The organism is Pseudomonas koreensis (assembly GCF_036668835.1).
GTDB classification, from domain to species: Bacteria; Pseudomonadota; Gammaproteobacteria; order Pseudomonadales; family Pseudomonadaceae; genus Aquipseudomonas; species Aquipseudomonas koreensis_I.
Map to the genome: position 1 here is coordinate 194,847 of NZ_JAZEVW010000004.1, position 16,233 is coordinate 211,079.

General features: G+C 61.4%; 13 protein-coding genes. 1 reads left to right on the forward strand and 12 read right to left on the reverse strand.

The genetic code is table 11. The features are described 5' to 3' along the window. Positions 1 to 41 precede the first annotated feature (41 nt). The 12 genes from V6F91_RS13660 to V6F91_RS13715 form a co-directional block, all read right to left on the reverse strand. Positions 42 to 1,976 carry a methyl-accepting chemotaxis protein gene (locus tag V6F91_RS13660; protein WP_332765222.1) on the reverse strand — a complete coding sequence of 645 codons (1,935 nt, stop codon included), beginning with the start codon at positions 1,974 to 1,976 and terminating at the stop codon, positions 42 to 44. 140 nt (positions 1,977 to 2,116) lie between these two features. Further along, positions 2,117 to 3,406 carry an adenylosuccinate synthase gene (locus V6F91_RS13665; protein ID WP_101157743.1) on the reverse strand — a complete coding sequence of 430 codons (1,290 nt, stop codon included), beginning with the start codon at positions 3,404 to 3,406 and terminating at the stop codon, positions 2,117 to 2,119. 54 nt (positions 3,407 to 3,460) lie between these two features. After that, a complete protein-coding gene (locus tag V6F91_RS13670; RefSeq protein WP_332765226.1) occupies positions 3,461 to 4,648 on the reverse strand; it encodes an ATP phosphoribosyltransferase regulatory subunit in 1,188 nt (395 codons plus the stop codon). A 312-nt stretch (positions 4,649 to 4,960) separates the two neighbouring features. Then, a complete protein-coding gene (gene hflC, locus V6F91_RS13675) occupies positions 4,961 to 5,830 on the reverse strand; it encodes a protease modulator HflC (protein WP_039756857.1) in 870 nt (289 codons plus the stop codon). Then, positions 5,830 to 6,996: an FtsH protease activity modulator HflK gene (gene hflK / locus V6F91_RS13680; protein ID WP_039756854.1), complete on the reverse strand. Its 1,167-nt coding sequence runs from the start codon at positions 6,994 to 6,996 to the stop codon at positions 5,830 to 5,832. Before hflK ends, hflC begins: the two co-directional genes overlap by 1 nt. Positions 6,997 to 7,092: 96 nt before the next feature. Then, positions 7,093 to 8,394: a ribosome rescue GTPase HflX gene (gene hflX, locus V6F91_RS13685; RefSeq protein ID WP_090280771.1), complete on the reverse strand. Its 1,302-nt coding sequence runs from the start codon at positions 8,392 to 8,394 to the stop codon at positions 7,093 to 7,095. 12 nt (positions 8,395 to 8,406) lie between these two features. After that, a complete protein-coding gene (gene hfq / locus V6F91_RS13690; RefSeq protein WP_090280768.1) occupies positions 8,407 to 8,673 on the reverse strand; it encodes an RNA chaperone Hfq in 267 nt (88 codons plus the stop codon). A gap of 95 nt (positions 8,674 to 8,768) precedes the next feature. Next, entirely contained in the window at positions 8,769 to 9,740 is a 972-nt protein-coding gene (gene miaA / locus V6F91_RS13695; protein ID WP_332765232.1) for a tRNA (adenosine(37)-N6)-dimethylallyltransferase MiaA, read from the reverse strand. Then, the gene (gene mutL / locus V6F91_RS13700; protein WP_332765234.1) at positions 9,740 to 11,647 is read right to left on the reverse strand and encodes a DNA mismatch repair endonuclease MutL; all 1,908 of its coding nucleotides are present in this window, start codon (positions 11,645 to 11,647) and stop codon (positions 9,740 to 9,742) included. Before mutL ends, miaA begins: the two co-directional genes overlap by 1 nt. Next, complete coding sequence (locus V6F91_RS13705) at positions 11,644 to 13,023, reverse strand: N-acetylmuramoyl-L-alanine amidase (protein WP_394505899.1); 1,380 nt, start codon at positions 13,021 to 13,023, stop codon at positions 11,644 to 11,646. Before V6F91_RS13705 ends, mutL begins: the two co-directional genes overlap by 4 nt. A 51-nt stretch (positions 13,024 to 13,074) precedes the next feature. Further along, positions 13,075 to 13,545, reverse strand: coding sequence for a tRNA (adenosine(37)-N6)-threonylcarbamoyltransferase complex ATPase subunit type 1 TsaE (gene tsaE, locus V6F91_RS13710; protein WP_332765237.1), 471 nt, complete (start codon positions 13,543 to 13,545; stop codon positions 13,075 to 13,077). Beyond that, positions 13,533 to 15,032, reverse strand: a complete 1,500-nt coding sequence (locus tag V6F91_RS13715; RefSeq protein WP_332765239.1) for an NAD(P)H-hydrate dehydratase — start codon at positions 15,030 to 15,032, stop codon at positions 13,533 to 13,535. Before V6F91_RS13715 ends, tsaE begins: the two co-directional genes overlap by 13 nt. Positions 15,033 to 15,095: 63 nt before the next feature. Between V6F91_RS13715 and queG the strand changes: the two genes are divergently transcribed. Then, on the forward strand, positions 15,096 to 16,208 hold the full coding sequence (queG, locus tag V6F91_RS13720) for a tRNA epoxyqueuosine(34) reductase QueG (RefSeq protein WP_332765241.1): 1,113 nt from the start codon (positions 15,096 to 15,098) through the stop codon (positions 16,206 to 16,208). Positions 16,209 to 16,233 lie beyond the last annotated feature (25 nt).

Here is a 16,233-nt window from a genome sequence, read left to right on the forward strand (position 1 = left end):
GGGGAGCGAGCCTGCTCGCGAAGAGGCCAGCCCAGCCACCATCAAGCCCTGAACTGCCCCAGGCTCGCTTTTAGCTGCGCCGCCAGACCATCCAGCACCTTGCCACTGGCCGTGGTTTCCACCACCGCCTGCGCGGCTTTTTCAGCCTGGGCGTGAATCGTCTCGACCCGCCCGCGAACTGCCTGCGCACCCTGCGCCTGATGCGCTGCCGCTTGTGTCGCGAGGCCAATCGCCGCGTGCACCTGTTCAACCGAGGCCTGCACCGACTGCTGCAGTCGAGCACTATCACGCAACACCAGCAAGCCCTCACTGGCCTGACGCCCGGCCTGCCCGATAGCCTCGACCGCTTCGCGCGCGCCCTGCTGCAACGCGACGATGTGTGCCTGGATATCGCCGGTGGAGCTTTGCGTTTTGCTCGCCAGTGCGCGTACTTCATCCGCCACCACGGCGAAGCCGCGGCCGGTCTCGCCCGCGCGCGCCGCTTCAATCGCCGCGTTCAAGGCCAACAGGTTGGTCTGCTCAGCGATGCCGTGGATCACCGTCAGCACCACTTCAATCTGTTCACTCTGCTGCGCCAGCCGCTCGATGACTTTCGCTCCGGTGTCGACCTGCCCGGCCAGCGCTTCGATCAGACCGCCGACTTTGGCCGAAGTGCGGGTGTTTTCATCAGTCGCCTGACGGATCTCCACCACTTGCTTGAGTGCGGCCTGCATCGCATGACTTTCCGATTGCGCCTCGTCGGCCATTTGCGACAACGCGCGCAGGCTCTCGGCAACTTCATCGCGCTGCATGCCGGCAGCCGCATCGGCGCCGGCGTTGCGCAGAGTCATCGCGCCAATCTCGACGCCGGTGCGCTGCGCTACATCACCCGCCTCGCGCACGATCGGCTGCAACTTGTCCACAAAGCGGTTGACCGCCGAGGCCATGTCGCCGATTTCATCCTTGCTGTTGATCTGTACACGCTTGGTCAGATCGCCCTCGCCCGCCGCCAGATCGTCCATCGCCGCATTGAGCATTTTCAGGCGATTGACCACGCGATGACCCAACACCACCGCCAGCAACAGCAACACCGCACATCCGACCAGCGACAAGCCCAGGCCGATGCGCCAGCGCAGAGTCGCCGCTGCGTCTTGAACGGTTTGCGCGGTATTGGCTTTCATCTCGCCAGCCGTGGACTGCGCCGACTGCAGGCGCGCCTGCATGGCTTTCGCACTGTCCGCTGCGGCGCCTTTGAGGCTGTCACCGACCAGTTGATCGCTGCTGGCGATCAGCGCCGAGAAACGTTTGTCGAGTTCGACCAGATCGGTTTCCACCGAGGCTGTGGAAACGCCCATTAGCACCTTGCCGATCTCCACACCGTTGGGATTGATCGACGCCTCGAGGTAATACACCGAGGGATCGTTTTTCGCTGCATCGAGGACTTTATCCAGCGCCCGCTCACCCTGCCCCTTCTCCAGCAAGGCCTTGTTGATTGGGTTTTCCCGGTTCAGGTAACGGGTCAGGTGCTGGCCGGTGGCATCGTCATACACCACGAACAGCACGTTGGGATTGCGCTGGGCGCGGCGGGCAAATTCCGACAGGGTCGGTACGTCGCTGTCCCACATCGCCCGCGGAGCAACGGAGGCGAGCAACTGCGCCATATCGTTGGCGGAGTCCTTGAGGTCCTTTTCCAGCGTGGCACGCAGTTGCGCCTGCTCTTCCTTCAGGCGTGAAGACAGGCCAGCGGTGAGTCGCTGCCGGGTACTGGCAGACAAAGCGTCGAGACTGGAAGTGACTTCCCGCCCGGCCTGCTCCAGTTCGCCGGACAGCTTTTGGCTGTCGGTTCCCAGGCGCGTCGCCAGATCCGCTTCCAGCGCCGTGACGGTGCTCCGCGTCAGGGCAACGGCCACCAACACCTGCACCAAAAGGGCGATACCCAAGGTAACGAACACGGGCCGCAGCAAACGGCTTTGTAACAGTGAGAGAACGGCCGACACTTTGAAATCCCTCTACGTCTGACGCCATTAATTTGATGGCACTCTTGTAGACAGATTCACAGCAAAGGTCATGCCGTCCAACAGGCATAAACGACAAAGGCCCCGATTAAGGGGCCTTTGTTTTTTACATCAACGACTTATCAAGCAAACGGATGACGCAGAACGATGGTTTCGTTGCGGTCCGGGCCCGTCGAAATAATGTCGATCGGTGCGCCGATCAACTCTTCAACGCGTTTGATGTAGGCGCGAGCATTGGCCGGCAGCTCTTCCAGGGTCTTGGCACCCACGGTCGATTCGCTCCAGCCCGGCACTTCTTCGTACACCGGCTGCAGGCCAACGTAGCTGTCAGCATCGGTAGGAGCAACAGCGTTGCCCTGCGCGTCTTTGTAGCCGACGCAGATGTTGATGGTTTGCAGACCGTCGAGTACGTCCAGCTTGGTCAGGCAGATGCCCGAGATGCTGTTCACATCAATAGCGCGACGCAGGATGACAGCGTCGAACCAGCCGCAACGACGGGCGCGGCCGGTAGTGGCGCCGAACTCGTGACCTTGCTTGGCCAGGTGGGCACCGACGTCGTCGAACAGCTCAGTCGGGAACGGACCGGAACCGACGCGCGTGGTGTACGCCTTGGTGATGCCGAGGATGTAATCGAGGAACATCGGGCCAACGCCCGAACCTGTCGCCACGCCACCCGCGGTGGTGTTGGAGCTGGTCACGTACGGATAGGTACCGTGGTCGATGTCGAGCAACGAACCCTGGGCGCCTTCGAACATGATGTCCTTGCCGGCACGACGCAAGTCATGCAGCTCGGCAGTGACGTCGAGCATCAGCGGCTTGAGCAGTTCGGCGTATTCCTTGCACTCGGCCAGGGTCTTTTCGAACTCGATGGCCGGCTCTTTGTAGTAACCGACCAGCATGAAGTTGTGGTAATCCACCAGTTCACGCAGCTTGTCTTCGAAGCGCGGCATGTTCAGCAGATCGCCGACACGCAGGCCACGACGGGCAACCTTGTCTTCGTAGGCCGGGCCGATGCCGCGACCGGTGGTGCCGATCTTCAGCTCGCCACGGGCCTTTTCACGGGCCTGGTCCAGCGCAACGTGGAAGGACAGGATCAGCGGGCAGGACGGGCTGATACGCAGGCGCTCGCGCACCGGTACGCCTTTCTCTTCCAGCTTGGTGATCTCGCGCAGCAGGGCGTCAGGTGCGACGACCACGCCGTTGCCGATCAGGCACTGCACGCCTTCGCGCAGCACGCCCGACGGGATCAGGTGCAAGACGGTTTTCTCGCCGTCGATCACCAGCGTGTGGCCCGCGTTGTGGCCACCCTGGTAGCGCACTACGGCGGCAGCATGTTCGGTCAGCAGATCAACGATCTTGCCTTTGCCCTCATCACCCCACTGGGTGCCCAGGACTACGACATTCTTACCCATAACACTTGTCCTCATTCGCGCAAACTTGGTGCCGGCGATGGCCGGCAGGAAAACTCAAGAAGCCAGTGGCGATACTTGCCAAAGCCCGTTCTGCTGAATCAATTGCCGGTCGCAGTCCGCATCACGGGCGGCGGCCAAAGGTTGTCCAGGCAAGGCCTGAACGACACGCTGACCCTCACTGCGCAACTGGCAAACCTGCTGCCAGAGTGCCGCATCCGTACTGTCAGGCATCCAGATACCGCCAGACGGTAGCTCGATCTCAGCACGCCCCAGGGTCACCAGGGTTTTCAAATCGGTGGAAAAACCGGTCGCCGGGCGGGCACGCCCAAAATCGGCCCCGATGTCATCGTAGCGTCCGCCCTGAGCGATGGACTGACCCACGCCAGGCACGAACACGGCGAACACCACACCGGTGTGATAGTGGTAGCCACGCAATTCGCCCAGGTCGAAGTACAACGGCAGATCAGGGAAGCGCACTGACAGACGCTCGGCAATTGCCAGCAAGTCTTCCAGGGCCGCCAGCACCGGCGCTGGCGCATTGACCAGACGCTCGCGCGCGGCGCTCAACACTTCACGACCACCGCACAGGTCTACCAATGCGCGCAGCATGTCAGACAGATCTGCCGGCAAACCTTCGGTCAGGGTAATGACCTCGTCGATGGCCTTGCGTTGCAGCGCATCGAACAACAGCTGCTCGACTTCACCGGACAAACCGGCAGCACGCGCCAGACCCCGATAGATGCCGACATGGCCAAGGTCCATGTGCACATCCGGAACGTCGGCCAGTTGCAGCATGGCCAGCATCAGGCTGATCACTTCAACGTCGCTGCTCGGGCTGGCCTCGCCGTACAACTCGGCGCCCAACTGGATCGGGCTGCGCGAAGACGACAAGGCCCGCGGCTGGGCGTGCAGTACGCTGCCGGCGTAGCACAGGCGGCTCGGGCCTTCGCGGCGCAGGGTGTGGGCATCGATGCGCGCGACTTGCGGCGTGATGTCGGCGCGGAATCCCATCTGCCGACCCGACTGCGGGTCGATGACCTTGAAGGTGCGCAGATCCAGGTCCTGGCCTGCACCGGTCAGCAGGGATTCCAGGTACTCGATATGAGGAGTTACGACAAACTCGTAACCCCAGCTCTGGAACAGATCCAACACCTGACGACGCGCGACTTCGATGCGCGCCGCTTCCGGTGGCAGTACTTCTTCGATGCCATCTGGCAGCAGCCAGCGGTCTACCGTTGCCATTACGCCATTCCCCTTTGATCCGGGCGGCCAGCCTGCGGGCGAGCCTTGAGTGAAGCAGAAAATGGTCGATCCGTTCAAAACGCACGCGCATGAACGACGCGGCGAAAGGCCTGTTACCGGCTTCGCCCACCACTTTCCTCGAAAAACGTTCGGGCCATTCAACCCGATGCCTGCAACAAAAACAGCAATCAAACGTGCAGACGCAAAAAAGCCGGGAATTTCCCGGCTGCCGCATCATACACACGTTTTCCCAAAGGATCACCCCGCCCGAGGATTTAGCCGCCGGGCGGAGCGATTCAGGTCAACGTCGCATCAAGGCTTGGCTTTTTCCAGATAACGGAAGAAGTCGCTGCTTGGGTCGAGGACCATGACGTCGGATTTGTTCGCGAAGCTTTCACGGTAGGCACGCAGGCTACGGTAGAACCCGTAGAACTCCTGATCCTGGCCGTAGGCCTTGGAATAGATCGCAGCGGCCTGGGCGTCACCATCACCGCGAACCTCTTCGGATTCACGATAGGCTTCAGCCAGCAGCACGCGGCGTTGACGATCGGCGTCGGCACGGATGCCTTCGGCCAGCTCGTTACCCTTGGCGCGGTGCTCGCGAGCTTCACGCTCACGCTCGGTGCTCATACGTTCGAACACGCTGCGGTTCACTTCTTTCGGCAGATCGATGGCCTTGACCCGGACATCGACGACTTCGATACCCAACTCCTTTTCCGCCATCTTGTTCAGCGATGCAGTGATGTCAGCCATCAGTGCGTCACGCTCACCCGACACCACTTCGTGCAGGGTGCGCTTGCCGAACTGGTCACGCAGGCCCGATTCCAGACGACGCGACAAACGCTCGTCGGCAATCTGCTTGAGACCGGAAGTCGCGGTGTAGAAGCGCTCGGCATCCTTGACGCGCCACTTGGCGTAGGCGTCGACCATCACGGCTTTCTTTTCCAGGGTCAGGAAGCGCTGCGTCGGTGCGTCCAGCGTCAACAGGCGTGCGTCGAATTTACGCACCTGGTTAACGTAAGGCACCTTCACATGCAGACCCGGCTGAACATCGGCCTGAACAACGCGACCGAATTGCAGCAGCACCGCGCGCTCGGTCTGAGCGACGATGTAGAAGCAATTCCAGCCCACCAGTACCACGACGACGCCAACGATCAGGGCGATCAGCGATTTATTGCTCATCAGCGGGTCTCCCTTGTACGCGTCTGCGGCACGTCAGTGACATGCGGCGTGACGTCGGTGTTGTTGCTGGCGGCCGAACCGGTTACCGGTGCATTACCCGAGCTGTTCTGGATCATCTTGTCCAACGGCAGGTAGAGCAGATTGCTCTGGCCGTTCTTGTTGCCCGTCACGAGTACCTTGCTGGTGTTGCTGAAGACTTCCTGCATGGTGTCCAGATACAGACGCTCGCGGGTGACTTCAGGTGCCTTGCGATACTCGGCGACCAGTTTGGTAAAGCGATCGGCCTCACCCTTGGCGCGGGAGATCGTTTCGTCGCGGTAACCGTTGGCATCTTCGATGATGCGCTGCGCCTGACCACGGGCTTCCGGCACCACGCCGTTGGCGTAGGTTTCGGCCTGGTTGCGCGAACGCTGCTCGTCTTCACGGGCGCGGATCACGTCGTCGAAGGCTTCCTGCACTTCGCGCGGTGCCGCTGCGCTCTGCACGTTGACCTGGGTAACGGTGATACCGGTGCGATAGGTATCGAGGAAACGTTGCAGACGCTCCTTGATTTCGCTGGCCATCAATTCACGACCTTCGGTCAGCACCTGGTCCATGGCGGTCGAACCGACCACGTGGCGCAGGGCACTTTCAGTCGCGTGCTGCAGACTGATTTCCGGCTGATCGACGTTCAGCACGAAGTCCTGCAGGTTGCTGATCTTGTACTGCACGGTCAGCGGCACTTCGACGATGTTTTCGTCTTCAGTAAGCATCTGACCCTGCTTGGAGTACGCACGCTCACGCGTCACGTTTTCCATGTACTTCTTGTCGATCGGCGGGAAATAGATGTTCAGGCCCGGGCCGACAGTCTCGTAGTACTTGCCGAAGCGCAGCACGACGGCCTGCTCCTGCTCGTCCACCACGTAGACGGCGCTGTACAGCCAGACGGCCGCCAGCACGACCAGGCCGATGCCGAGCAGGCCGCCGAAGCCGCCACTGCTCTTGCCCGAACCACCGCCGTCATCACCACGTTTCTTGCCACCACCGAACAACCCGTTCAGGCTTTCCTGCAGCTTTCGGAAGGCCTCGTCGAGATCCGGCGGCCCCTTGCGGTCGCCGTTATTGCGGCGCTTGCCACCCCAGGGATCCTGATTGTTCGAGTTGCCACCCGGCTCATTCCAAGCCATAGCGCTCTCCATCTGATAAAGCAAAGACGCACCCACGGCGCGCCGACCAATGCTACAGAATGCCTGCCGTTGCGGCACAACCGCTTTTTCAGGCTTTTATTGCAAAGTGTGTTGCTCGATGAATTCCATCGGCTGCAATCCTTCGCGGCTTACCAGTCGATTCAACTCGATCCGGGGCAAACGAACGGTCAGCAGACTGACACCTTCTTCGTCGTGCTCTTCTTTCTGCACCGCGCCGAGTTCGAAAAACTGCGCACGCAGTCGGGCGAATCGTTGCGGCAATCGCAAGGTACCGACAAACAGATCACTGCCGAGCAATTCGGCAATCGCCTGTTCAAGCAATTCCAGACCGCTGCCATCACGCGCCGACAACCAGACCCGCTGGGGCTTGCCGTCCTCGTCGCGCTGGATTTGCGGCTCGACACCTTCGAGCAAATCGAGTTTGTTATAGACCTCGAGGATCGGCAAGTCCTGGGCACCAATCTCGCCCAGCACCACCATCACCTGCTCGATCTGCAACATGCGATCCGGTTCCGCCGCGTCGATGACGTGCAATAACAGATCAGAGTTGCTCGACTCTTCGAGGGTAGACCGAAATGCTTCAACCAGCTTGTGCGGCAAGTGCCGAATGAAACCTACCGTGTCCGCCAGGACAATCGGGCCCAGGTCATCCAGATCCAGACGACGCAGGGTCGGGTCGAGCGTGGCGAACAACTGGTCAGCCGCGTAGACCTCGGATTTGGTCACGTTGTTGAACAGCGTGGACTTGCCGGCGTTGGTATAGCCGACCAGCGATACGGTCGGAATCTCTGCCCGCGAACGGCCGCGACGCGATTGCTCGCGCTGGCTGCGCACCTTCTCCAGCCGGCCCTTGATCTGACGCAGGCGCACCCGCAGCAGACGCCGGTCGGTTTCGAGCTGGGTTTCACCGGGACCGCGCATGCCGATGCCGCCACCCTGACGTTCAAGGTGGGTCCAGCCGCGGACCAGCCGGGTGCTCATGTGGTCAAGCTGGGCCAGTTCGACCTGGAGCTTGCCTTCATGGGTACGGGCGCGTTGGGCGAAAATATCGAGAATCAGACCGGTGCGGTCAATCACGCGACACTCGAAAACACGTTCGAGGTTGCGTTCCTGGCTAGGCGTGAGGACGTGATTGAAAATCACCAGATCGGCTTCTTCAGCCTTGACCAGGTCGCGTAGCTCTTCGACCTTGCCGCTGCCAATCAGGTATTTGGCGGTTGGCCGATGACGCGGCACGTTAAAAAACGCAACGGTCTCGGCGCCGGCCGAATTAGCCAACTCCTGAAACTCCTGCGGATCTTCGCGCGCCTCAGGGTCCTGTCCATCCAAGTGAACGAGGATCACTCGTTCACCACCACCGTGGCGCTCAAAGAACAAAGGAGACTCCTATCAGGCGTTACCCGGAGCTGGCTCTGCGTCGCCCTGTTCGTTTTCGGTTGCGCTAGGCAGACGAATCGGACGAACCGGCACTACGGTCGAGATAGCGTGTTTGTAAACCATCTGGCTGACGGTGTTCTTCAGCAGGATCACAAACTGGTCGAACGACTCGATCGTGCCTTGCAGTTTGATACCGTTGACCAGGTAGATGGAAACCCCGACTTTCTCTTTACGTAAAGTATTCAGGTAAGGGTCTTGTAGCGAATGCCCTTTTGACATGTGCCGCACTCCTTTAAGGATTCAATAATAAAAAATAGGTAATTCAGATGGCTTCGGCCGTCACACCCCCAAGGATAGACGGCAATTGCAAGGACTCAGCTCAATATGGAGATGGTCCCAAGGTATTTCAAGGCGCGTGGCAGATTGTCGCAATCAAGACTGTCCAGCCAGTGTAAATCTTCCCAGCTGCGCAGCCAGGTGAACTGGCGTTTGGCCAATTGGCGCGTAGCGATGATGCCGCGCTCCTGCATTTCGGCCAACGTCAGCTTGCCATCCAGGTAGTCCCAGACTTGGCGATAGCCTACCGCACGTATAGACGGCAACCCGGCATGCAGGTCACTTCTATTACGCAGGGCTACGACCTCGTCGATGAATCCCTGTTCCAACATATTTGTGAATCTTTGTTTGATGCGCTCATGCAATACCTGGCGTTCTGCCGGGGCAATGGCCAGGTTCGCGACAGTATAGGGCAATTGTTGCAGTCCCGAAGCGCCTGCTTCGGCACTTTGCGCAGATTGTTGCTGACGCAGGTCGGTCATGCTTCGACCACTGACTCGATAAACTTCGAGGGCACGGCTCAGGCGCTGCGGGTCGTTGGGATGAATTCGCGCCGCCGACACCGGGTCGATGATCGCCAATTGATCGTGCAGCGCCTGCCAGCCTAGGCGTGCGGCCTCTTCTTCGATTTGCGCGCGGACTTCGGGATCGGCGGCGGGCATGTCCGCCAGACCATCGACCAAAGCCTTGTAATAGAGCATCGTGCCGCCCACCAGCAGCGGAATTTTGCCGCGCGCGGTGATATCGGCCATGGCTTGCAGGGCATCGCGGCGAAAATCCGCAGCCGAGTAGGCTTCGGCCGGATCAAGAATATCGATCAAACGGTGCGGATGTTCGGCCAGCAGTTCTTTCGAGGGCTTGGCGGTGCCGATGTCCATGCCGCGATAGACCAGCGCCGAATCGACACTGATCAGCTCGCAGGGCAGCACCTTGGTCAGCTCGATGGCCAGGTCGGTCTTGCCCGCAGCGGTCGGGCCCATCAGGAAAATCGCTGGAGGAAGCAGGCTCATCAACGACCGCGCAGGAACAGTTTGTCCAGATCGTCCAGGCCCAGTTGGGTCCAGGTCGGTCGGCCATGGTTGCATTGACCGCTGCGCTCGGTGTTTTCCATGTCTCGCAGCAGGCCGTTCATTTCCGGCAGGGCCAGGCGCCGATTGGCGCGAATCGCGCCGTGACAGGCCATGGTGCCGAGCAATTCGTTGAGGTGCGCCTGAATACGGTCGCTGGTGCCGTATTCCATCAGATCCGACAGCACGTCACCGACCAAGCGGTTGGCCTCGGCCTGCTTGAGCAACGCCGGGATCTGCCGGATCGCCAGGGTTTCCGGGCCCAGCCGCTGCAATTCGAAGCCCAGCCGCTGGAACCACGCGGCGTGCTCCTCGGCGCAATCGGCTTCACGCTGACTCACCGCCAGCGACTCCGGCACCAGCAACGGCTGACCACTGAGGCCTTCACTGGCCATGGCAATCTTCAGGCGTTCATACATGATCCGCTCATGGGCAGCATGCATGTCCACCAGTACCAGGCCATGGGCGTTCTCGGACAGAATGTAGATGCCCTTGAGCTGCGCCAGTGCATAGCCGAGCGGCGGAATATCTTCCTGGCCGCTCGGTAGCGCGCTGGCATTGGCTTCGGGCAGCGGCGCAAAGAATTCTTTGTAAGCGGCTTGAGCCTCGGCCGCGGGCACGGTCGATTGCGGGCGCGGCGTGTACTGATATTGATAAGCGCCGCCAGCACTGGCACCGGACGAGGTATTGAACGCCGGTTGCGCCTGCGGTTGCTCAAGCAATGCATTCGCCGCAAGACGCATCTCGCCTTGCGGGCCAAATTCACCCGCCTCGACTCCGCTCGGTCGCACGATGGCCGTGGTCACGGAGCCGGCCAACTGGTCTTCCGGACGCACATCACCCAGCGCACGGTGCAGGGTGCCATAGAGGAAGTCATGGACCATACGCCCGTCGCGAAAGCGCACTTCGTGCTTGGTCGGGTGCACATTGACGTCGACCGCCGCCGGATCAACCTCGAAAAACAGCGCGAACGTCGGGTGGCGGCCGTTGAACAGCACGTCGCGATAAGCCTGACGCACCGCGTGGGCGACCAGTTTGTCGCGTACCGCGCGGCCGTTGACGAAGAAATACTGCAAATCCGCCTGACTGCGGTTGAACGTCGGCAAACCGACCCAGCCCCACAGGTGCAGACCATTGCGTTCGATTTCGATCGGCAGCGCCTGTTCAAGGAAACCCGAGCCGCAGATCGCCGCTACCCGCCGGGCACGAGCCGCATCATCGTGGGCCTCGTGCAGGCTGAGAATGGTTTTGCCGTTATGACGCAGATGAAACGCCACGTCGAAACGCGCCAGCGCCAAACGTTTGATCACTTCTTGCAGGTGATCGAATTCGGTTTTTTCGGTTTTGAGAAATTTGCGCCGCGCCGGGGTGTTGAAGAAAAGATCGCGGACTTCCACCGAGGTGCCGACCGGGTGCGCGGCGGGCTGTACGCGGGGCGCCATGTCGCGCCCCTCGGTCTCGACCTGCCAGGCCTGATCGGCATCACGGGTGCGCGAGGTCAGGGTCAGGCGCGCCACGGAGCTGATCGACGCCAGCGCCTCACCACGGAAACCCAGGCTCATTACCTGCTCGAGGTCTTCGAGGTTGCGAATCTTGCTGGTGGCGTGACGAGCCAGCGCCAGCGGCAGGTCATCGGCGGAGATGCCGCTGCCGTCGTCACGCACCCGCAGCAGCTTGACGCCGCCCTGCTCGACATCGACATCGATACGTTTGGCGCCGGAGTCCAGGCTGTTTTCCAGCAATTCCTTGATCACCGAGGCCGGGCGCTCAACCACCTCACCGGCGGCAATCTGGTTCGCCAGCCGTGGGCTGAGTAGTTCGATGCGGGCGTTGTTCAAAACCTGATTCATTCTTTCGACGCCAGTTCGGTGCCTGGAATGGTCAAGTGCTGGCCGACTTTCAGCTCATCGGTCTTCAGGTTGTTCGCCGCGCGCAACGTGGCCGGCGACACTTGATAGCGCACGCCGATCATCGCCAGCGTCTCGCCCGGGCCGACGCGGTGATCACGCGGGCCTTGAGCAATCTTGCCGGAATCACGCAGCCAGGCGATGTAGGTGCCCGGTGGCGGATTCTGCTGGAAAAACTGGCGCACGCCGCTGCTGATCGAGCGGGCCAGCGCTTGCTGGTGGCTCGACGCGGAGAGTTTGTTGGCTTCGTTGGCATTTGAGATAAAGCCGGTTTCGACCAGAATCGACGGGATGTCCGGCGATTTCAGCACCATGAACCCGGCCTGTTCCACGCGCTGTTTGTGCAGCGGCGTCACGCGGCCGATATTGGTCAGCACCTTCTGACCGACGTTGAGACTTGAGGTCAGCGATGCCGTCATCGACAGGTCGAGCAGCACGCCGGCCAGCATACGGTCCTTGTCGTCGAGACTGACGTTGCCGGCACCACCGATCAGGTCGGAACGGTTTTCGCTGTCGGCCAGCCAACGGGCGGTTTCCGACGTGGCGCCGCGATCGGACAGGGCGAACACCGATGCACCAAACGCGGCAGCGGATGGTGCGGCGTCGGCGTGAATCGAGACGAACAGGTCGGCGCCCTTCTTGCGCGCGATTTCGGTACGCCCACGCAGCGGGATGAAGTAGTCGCCAGTGCGGGTCAGTTCAGCGCGAAAGCCTTTCATGCCGTTGACCTGGCGCTGCAATTCTCGGGCGATCTGCAATACCACGTCTTTTTCACGCTGGCCGCGTGAGCCGGAGGCACCAGGGTCTTCACCGCCGTGGCCGGCATCGATCACGACAATAATGTCGCGCTTGCCGGCCGGGGCTGGCGGCAGTTTGATCGCCGGCTCAGTCGGGGTCACCGGCACTGCCGGCACGGTTGCCACCGAAGGCGTAGGCGCGGGCGGCGGCGCGGCATCGGCCGGGTTGTCGAACAGATCGACCACCAAACGATTGCCGTACTGCGCGTTCGGCGCCAGCGAGAAGCTTTTCGGGGTAACGGCTTTTTTCAGGTCGATGACCACGCGCAGATCGGTCGGCGTACGCTGAGCCGAACGCATCGCGGTGATCGGCGTGTTGGCGGTCTGCACATTCAGCGGCGCACCAAGAGTGGCGCCGTTGATGTCGATGACCAGTCGGTCCGGTGCAGTCAGCGTAAATACACTGTGCTGGACCGGGCCGCTCAGGTCGAAGACCAGTCGCGTGTTGTCCGGCGCCCGCCACAGGCGCACGCTGTTGACCTTTGAATCGGCCACAGCGTTGACGGTTACTGCCATCAACATCAGTCCAGCGGCAGCCACCAACGCGCGAAAGCGCATACCAAACCCCATCATTTAATTGGATTCCAATGCCAAAGCGGCACACCAGGCCTCGCCACGCGAGCCCTGGGACAAAATTTTCAGCGAACGCCCGCTGTCTTGCGGGCTAATGGTAATGGTCAGGTCAGGCTTTGGCAAAAAGCCTGCACCTTTATCGGGCCATTCGATCAGGCACAGCGCATCGTCTTCGAAGTAGTCGCGGATGCCGAGAAACTCCAGCTCTTCCGGATCGACCAGGCGATACAGGTCAAAGTGGAAGGCACTAACGTCACCGATCTCGTAGGGCTCGACCAAGGTGAAGGTCGGACTTTTTACCGCGCCGACATGCCCCAGCCCGCGAATGATGCCACGCGAGAGCGTGGTTTTGCCCATGCCCAGGTTGCCTTCGAGAAAAATCAGGCCATGACCCTGGGTCACGCGGGCGATCCGTGCGCCAAAGTCGCTCATCGCCTGTTCATCGGCCAGGTACAGGGTTACTTCAGACACGGTGCTTGCTCCTCCAACAACTGACGAATGGCTGGAATCAGATCACCGGCCGCCAGCCCACGGCCGAATTTGCCTTGTTGCAGCCCGGCATTGGCGTGCAGCCACACGGCGAGACTTGCGGCATCGAAAGCCTGCATGCCCTGCGCCAGCAGTGCGCCGATCAAACCGGCCAGCACATCGCCGAGGCCGCCCGTGGCCATCGCCGGATGGCCTTGATGACACAGCGAAAGGCGCCCGTCGGGATGCGCGATCAGGCTGCCTGCGCCTTTCAACACGACCACCGCTGCATGTTTTTTGCTCAATTCAAGCGCCGCCGTCGGACGATCCGCCTGCACGTCGGCAGTACTGACGCCCAACAAACGCGCCGCCTCCCCCGGATGCGGGGTGATCACGCTGTCCTTGGGTAATTGAACGAAACCGCTGGCCAGCAGGTTCAATGCATCGGCGTCCCACACCTGCGGCAAGGGTGCGTTGGCCGCGGCAGACAACAATGCGCGGCCCCAACTGGCTTGCCCGAGGCCCGGGCCGACGACCAGCGTCGAGACCTTCTCCAGCAAGCCCATCAATTGATTGGCCGACGAGGTGCCGAGGGCCATGGCTTCCGGTACCCGGCTCAGCGCCGCCGGAACGTGCTCCGGACGCGTTGCCAGCGACACCATGCCCGCGCCGCTGCGCAGGGCCGTTTCCGTACTCAGCAGGATCGCCCCGCCAAAACCGTGATCGCCGCCGATCAGCAGCACATGGCCAAACCGGCCCTTGTGCGCCGTCGGTGCGCGCGGGGCTGGCAGCGGAAGATTAGCCGGATTGAGGCGTCGGGCGCGGACAGCAATGTCACTATAAATGTCGGCGCTGGCCTGCAGATCATTGAACACCAGCTCACCAATGTGATCGGCGGCATCGCCAGTGAACAGGCCGACCTTGAGAGCAATAAACGTCACCGTGAGATCAGCACGTACCGCGACACCCAGGGTACGCCCGGTGTCGGCGCAGAGTCCGGAAGGGACATCGACCGCCGTTACCGGCAGGCCGCTGGCGTTGATTGCATTGATCGCAGCCACATAAGGCTCGTGCACTTCGCCACTCAAGCCTGTGCCCAGCAAGGCATCGACAAGCACGCCGCGCAGCTCGCACTCACCAGTCCAGCGCTGCACAGCAACGCCTGCGGCCAGTGCCTCGGCATGCGCAAGCGCCGCATCCCCTTGCAAGCGCTGCGGATCGCCCACTGCCAGCACGCGTACAGCCCAACCGGCGCGAAGCGCCAGCGCGGCGATCAGGTAACCGTCGCCGGCATTGTTGCCATGCCCGGCCAGCACCGTCAGTTCGTTCGCGTCCGGCCATTGCCGCACCAGCGCGCGCCAGGTCGCGCGGGCCGCGCGCTGCATCAATTCGAAGCCCGGCGTGCCGACGGCAATCAGCCGGGCGTCGAGTTCACGTACCTGGGCGGCGCCGTACAGTGCGTCGGGTAATTCATCTTTCGTCTGCGGCATGCGTCTTCGGGCTCCGATGTCTGGCAGAATTATACGCACCTCAGCTCCGGTTTCTCTCGCCTCATGTCCGCCATCACCACAGACCTGCCCGCCCTCGCCCAATCGATCAAGGAATGGGGCCGCGAGCTGGGCTTTCAGCAAGTCGGCATCAGCGGCCTGAACCTCGCCGAACATGAGCAGCACCTCGAGCGCTGGCTCGCAGCGGGCTATCACGGCGAAATGGACTACATGGGCGCCCATGGCAGCAAACGCTCGCACCCCGAAGAGCTGGTGCCGGGCACTTTGCGTGTGGTGTCGCTGCGCATGGACTACCTGCCCGGCGACACACAAATGGCGCAAATGCTCACGCAACCGGAAAAAGCCTACGTCTCGCGTTATGCCTTGGGCCGCGATTACCACAAATTGATCCGTAAACGTGTTCAGCAATTAGCCGACAGAATTCAGGCGCAGATCGGCCCGTTCGGTTTCCGCGCCTTTGTCGACAGCGCCCCGGTGCTGGAAAAAGCCATCGCCGAACAGGCCGGGCTGGGCTGGATCGGCAAGAACACCCTGGTGCTGAATCGCAAGGCCGGCAGTTATTTCTTCCTTAGCGAATTGTTCGTCGATCTGCCGCTGCCGGTGGATGAGCCGCACGGCAGCGAACATTGCGGCCGTTGCACTGCGTGTCTGGATATCTGCCCGACCAATGCCTTCGTCGGCCCGTATGTGCTGGATGCGCGGCGCTGCATTTCTTATCTGACCATCGAGTTGAAGACCGCCATCCCCGAGGAGCTGAGGCCGCTTATCGGCAATCGGGTGTTCGGCTGCGATGACTGCCAGATCGTCTGCCCGTGGAACCGTTTCGCCAAACCTTCCACGGAAAGCGATTTCAAGCCACGGCACAACCTCGACAATGCCGAACTGGCCGAGTTGTTTTTGTGGGATGAAGAGACGTTTTTGAGCAGCACTGAAGGCTCGCCGTTGCGGCGGGCCGGGTATGAGCGCTGGTTGCGCAATCTGGCGGTGGGGCTGGGCAATGCGCCTTCAACGATACCGGTGCTGGAAGCGTTGAAGGCGCGACGGGATTATCCGTCGGAGTTGGTGAGGGAGCATGTGGAGTGGGCGTTAAGCCAGCATTCGGCTCTGATCCATACCCAGGCCACTATATTGCCAACGGACGGAACAGGTGACCCGTAGACCTAAAACGGGACCACCCCGCTAA

What these genes read in the sequence shown, in the direction of transcription:
- V6F91_RS13665 (WP_101157743.1), bottom strand. Translation starts at nt 3,406, where the DNA reads ATGGGTAAGAATGTCGTAGTCCTGGGCACCCAGTGGGGTGATGAGGGC.
- V6F91_RS13670 (WP_332765226.1), bottom strand. Translation starts at nt 4,648, where the DNA reads ATGGCAACGGTAGACCGCTGGCTGCTGCCAGATGGCATCGAAGAAGTA.
- hflC (WP_039756857.1), bottom strand. Translation starts at nt 5,830, where the DNA reads ATGAGCAATAAATCGCTGATCGCCCTGATCGTTGGCGTCGTCGTGGTA.
- hflK (WP_039756854.1), bottom strand. Translation starts at nt 6,996, where the DNA reads ATGGCTTGGAATGAGCCGGGTGGCAACTCGAACAATCAGGATCCCTGG.
- hfq (WP_090280768.1), bottom strand. Translation starts at nt 8,673, where the DNA reads ATGTCAAAAGGGCATTCGCTACAAGACCCTTACCTGAATACTTTACGT.
- miaA (WP_332765232.1), bottom strand. Translation starts at nt 9,740, where the DNA reads ATGAGCCTGCTTCCTCCAGCGATTTTCCTGATGGGCCCGACCGCTGCG.
- mutL (WP_332765234.1), bottom strand. Translation starts at nt 11,647, where the DNA reads ATGAATCAGGTTTTGAACAACGCCCGCATCGAACTACTCAGCCCACGG.
- V6F91_RS13705 (WP_394505899.1), bottom strand. Translation starts at nt 13,023, where the DNA reads ATGTTGATGGCAGTAACCGTCAACGCTGTGGCCGATTCAAAGGTCAAC.
- V6F91_RS13715 (WP_332765239.1), bottom strand. Translation starts at nt 15,032, where the DNA reads ATGCCGCAGACGAAAGATGAATTACCCGACGCACTGTACGGCGCCGCC.
- queG (WP_332765241.1), top strand. Translation starts at nt 15,096, where the DNA reads ATGTCCGCCATCACCACAGACCTGCCCGCCCTCGCCCAATCGATCAAG.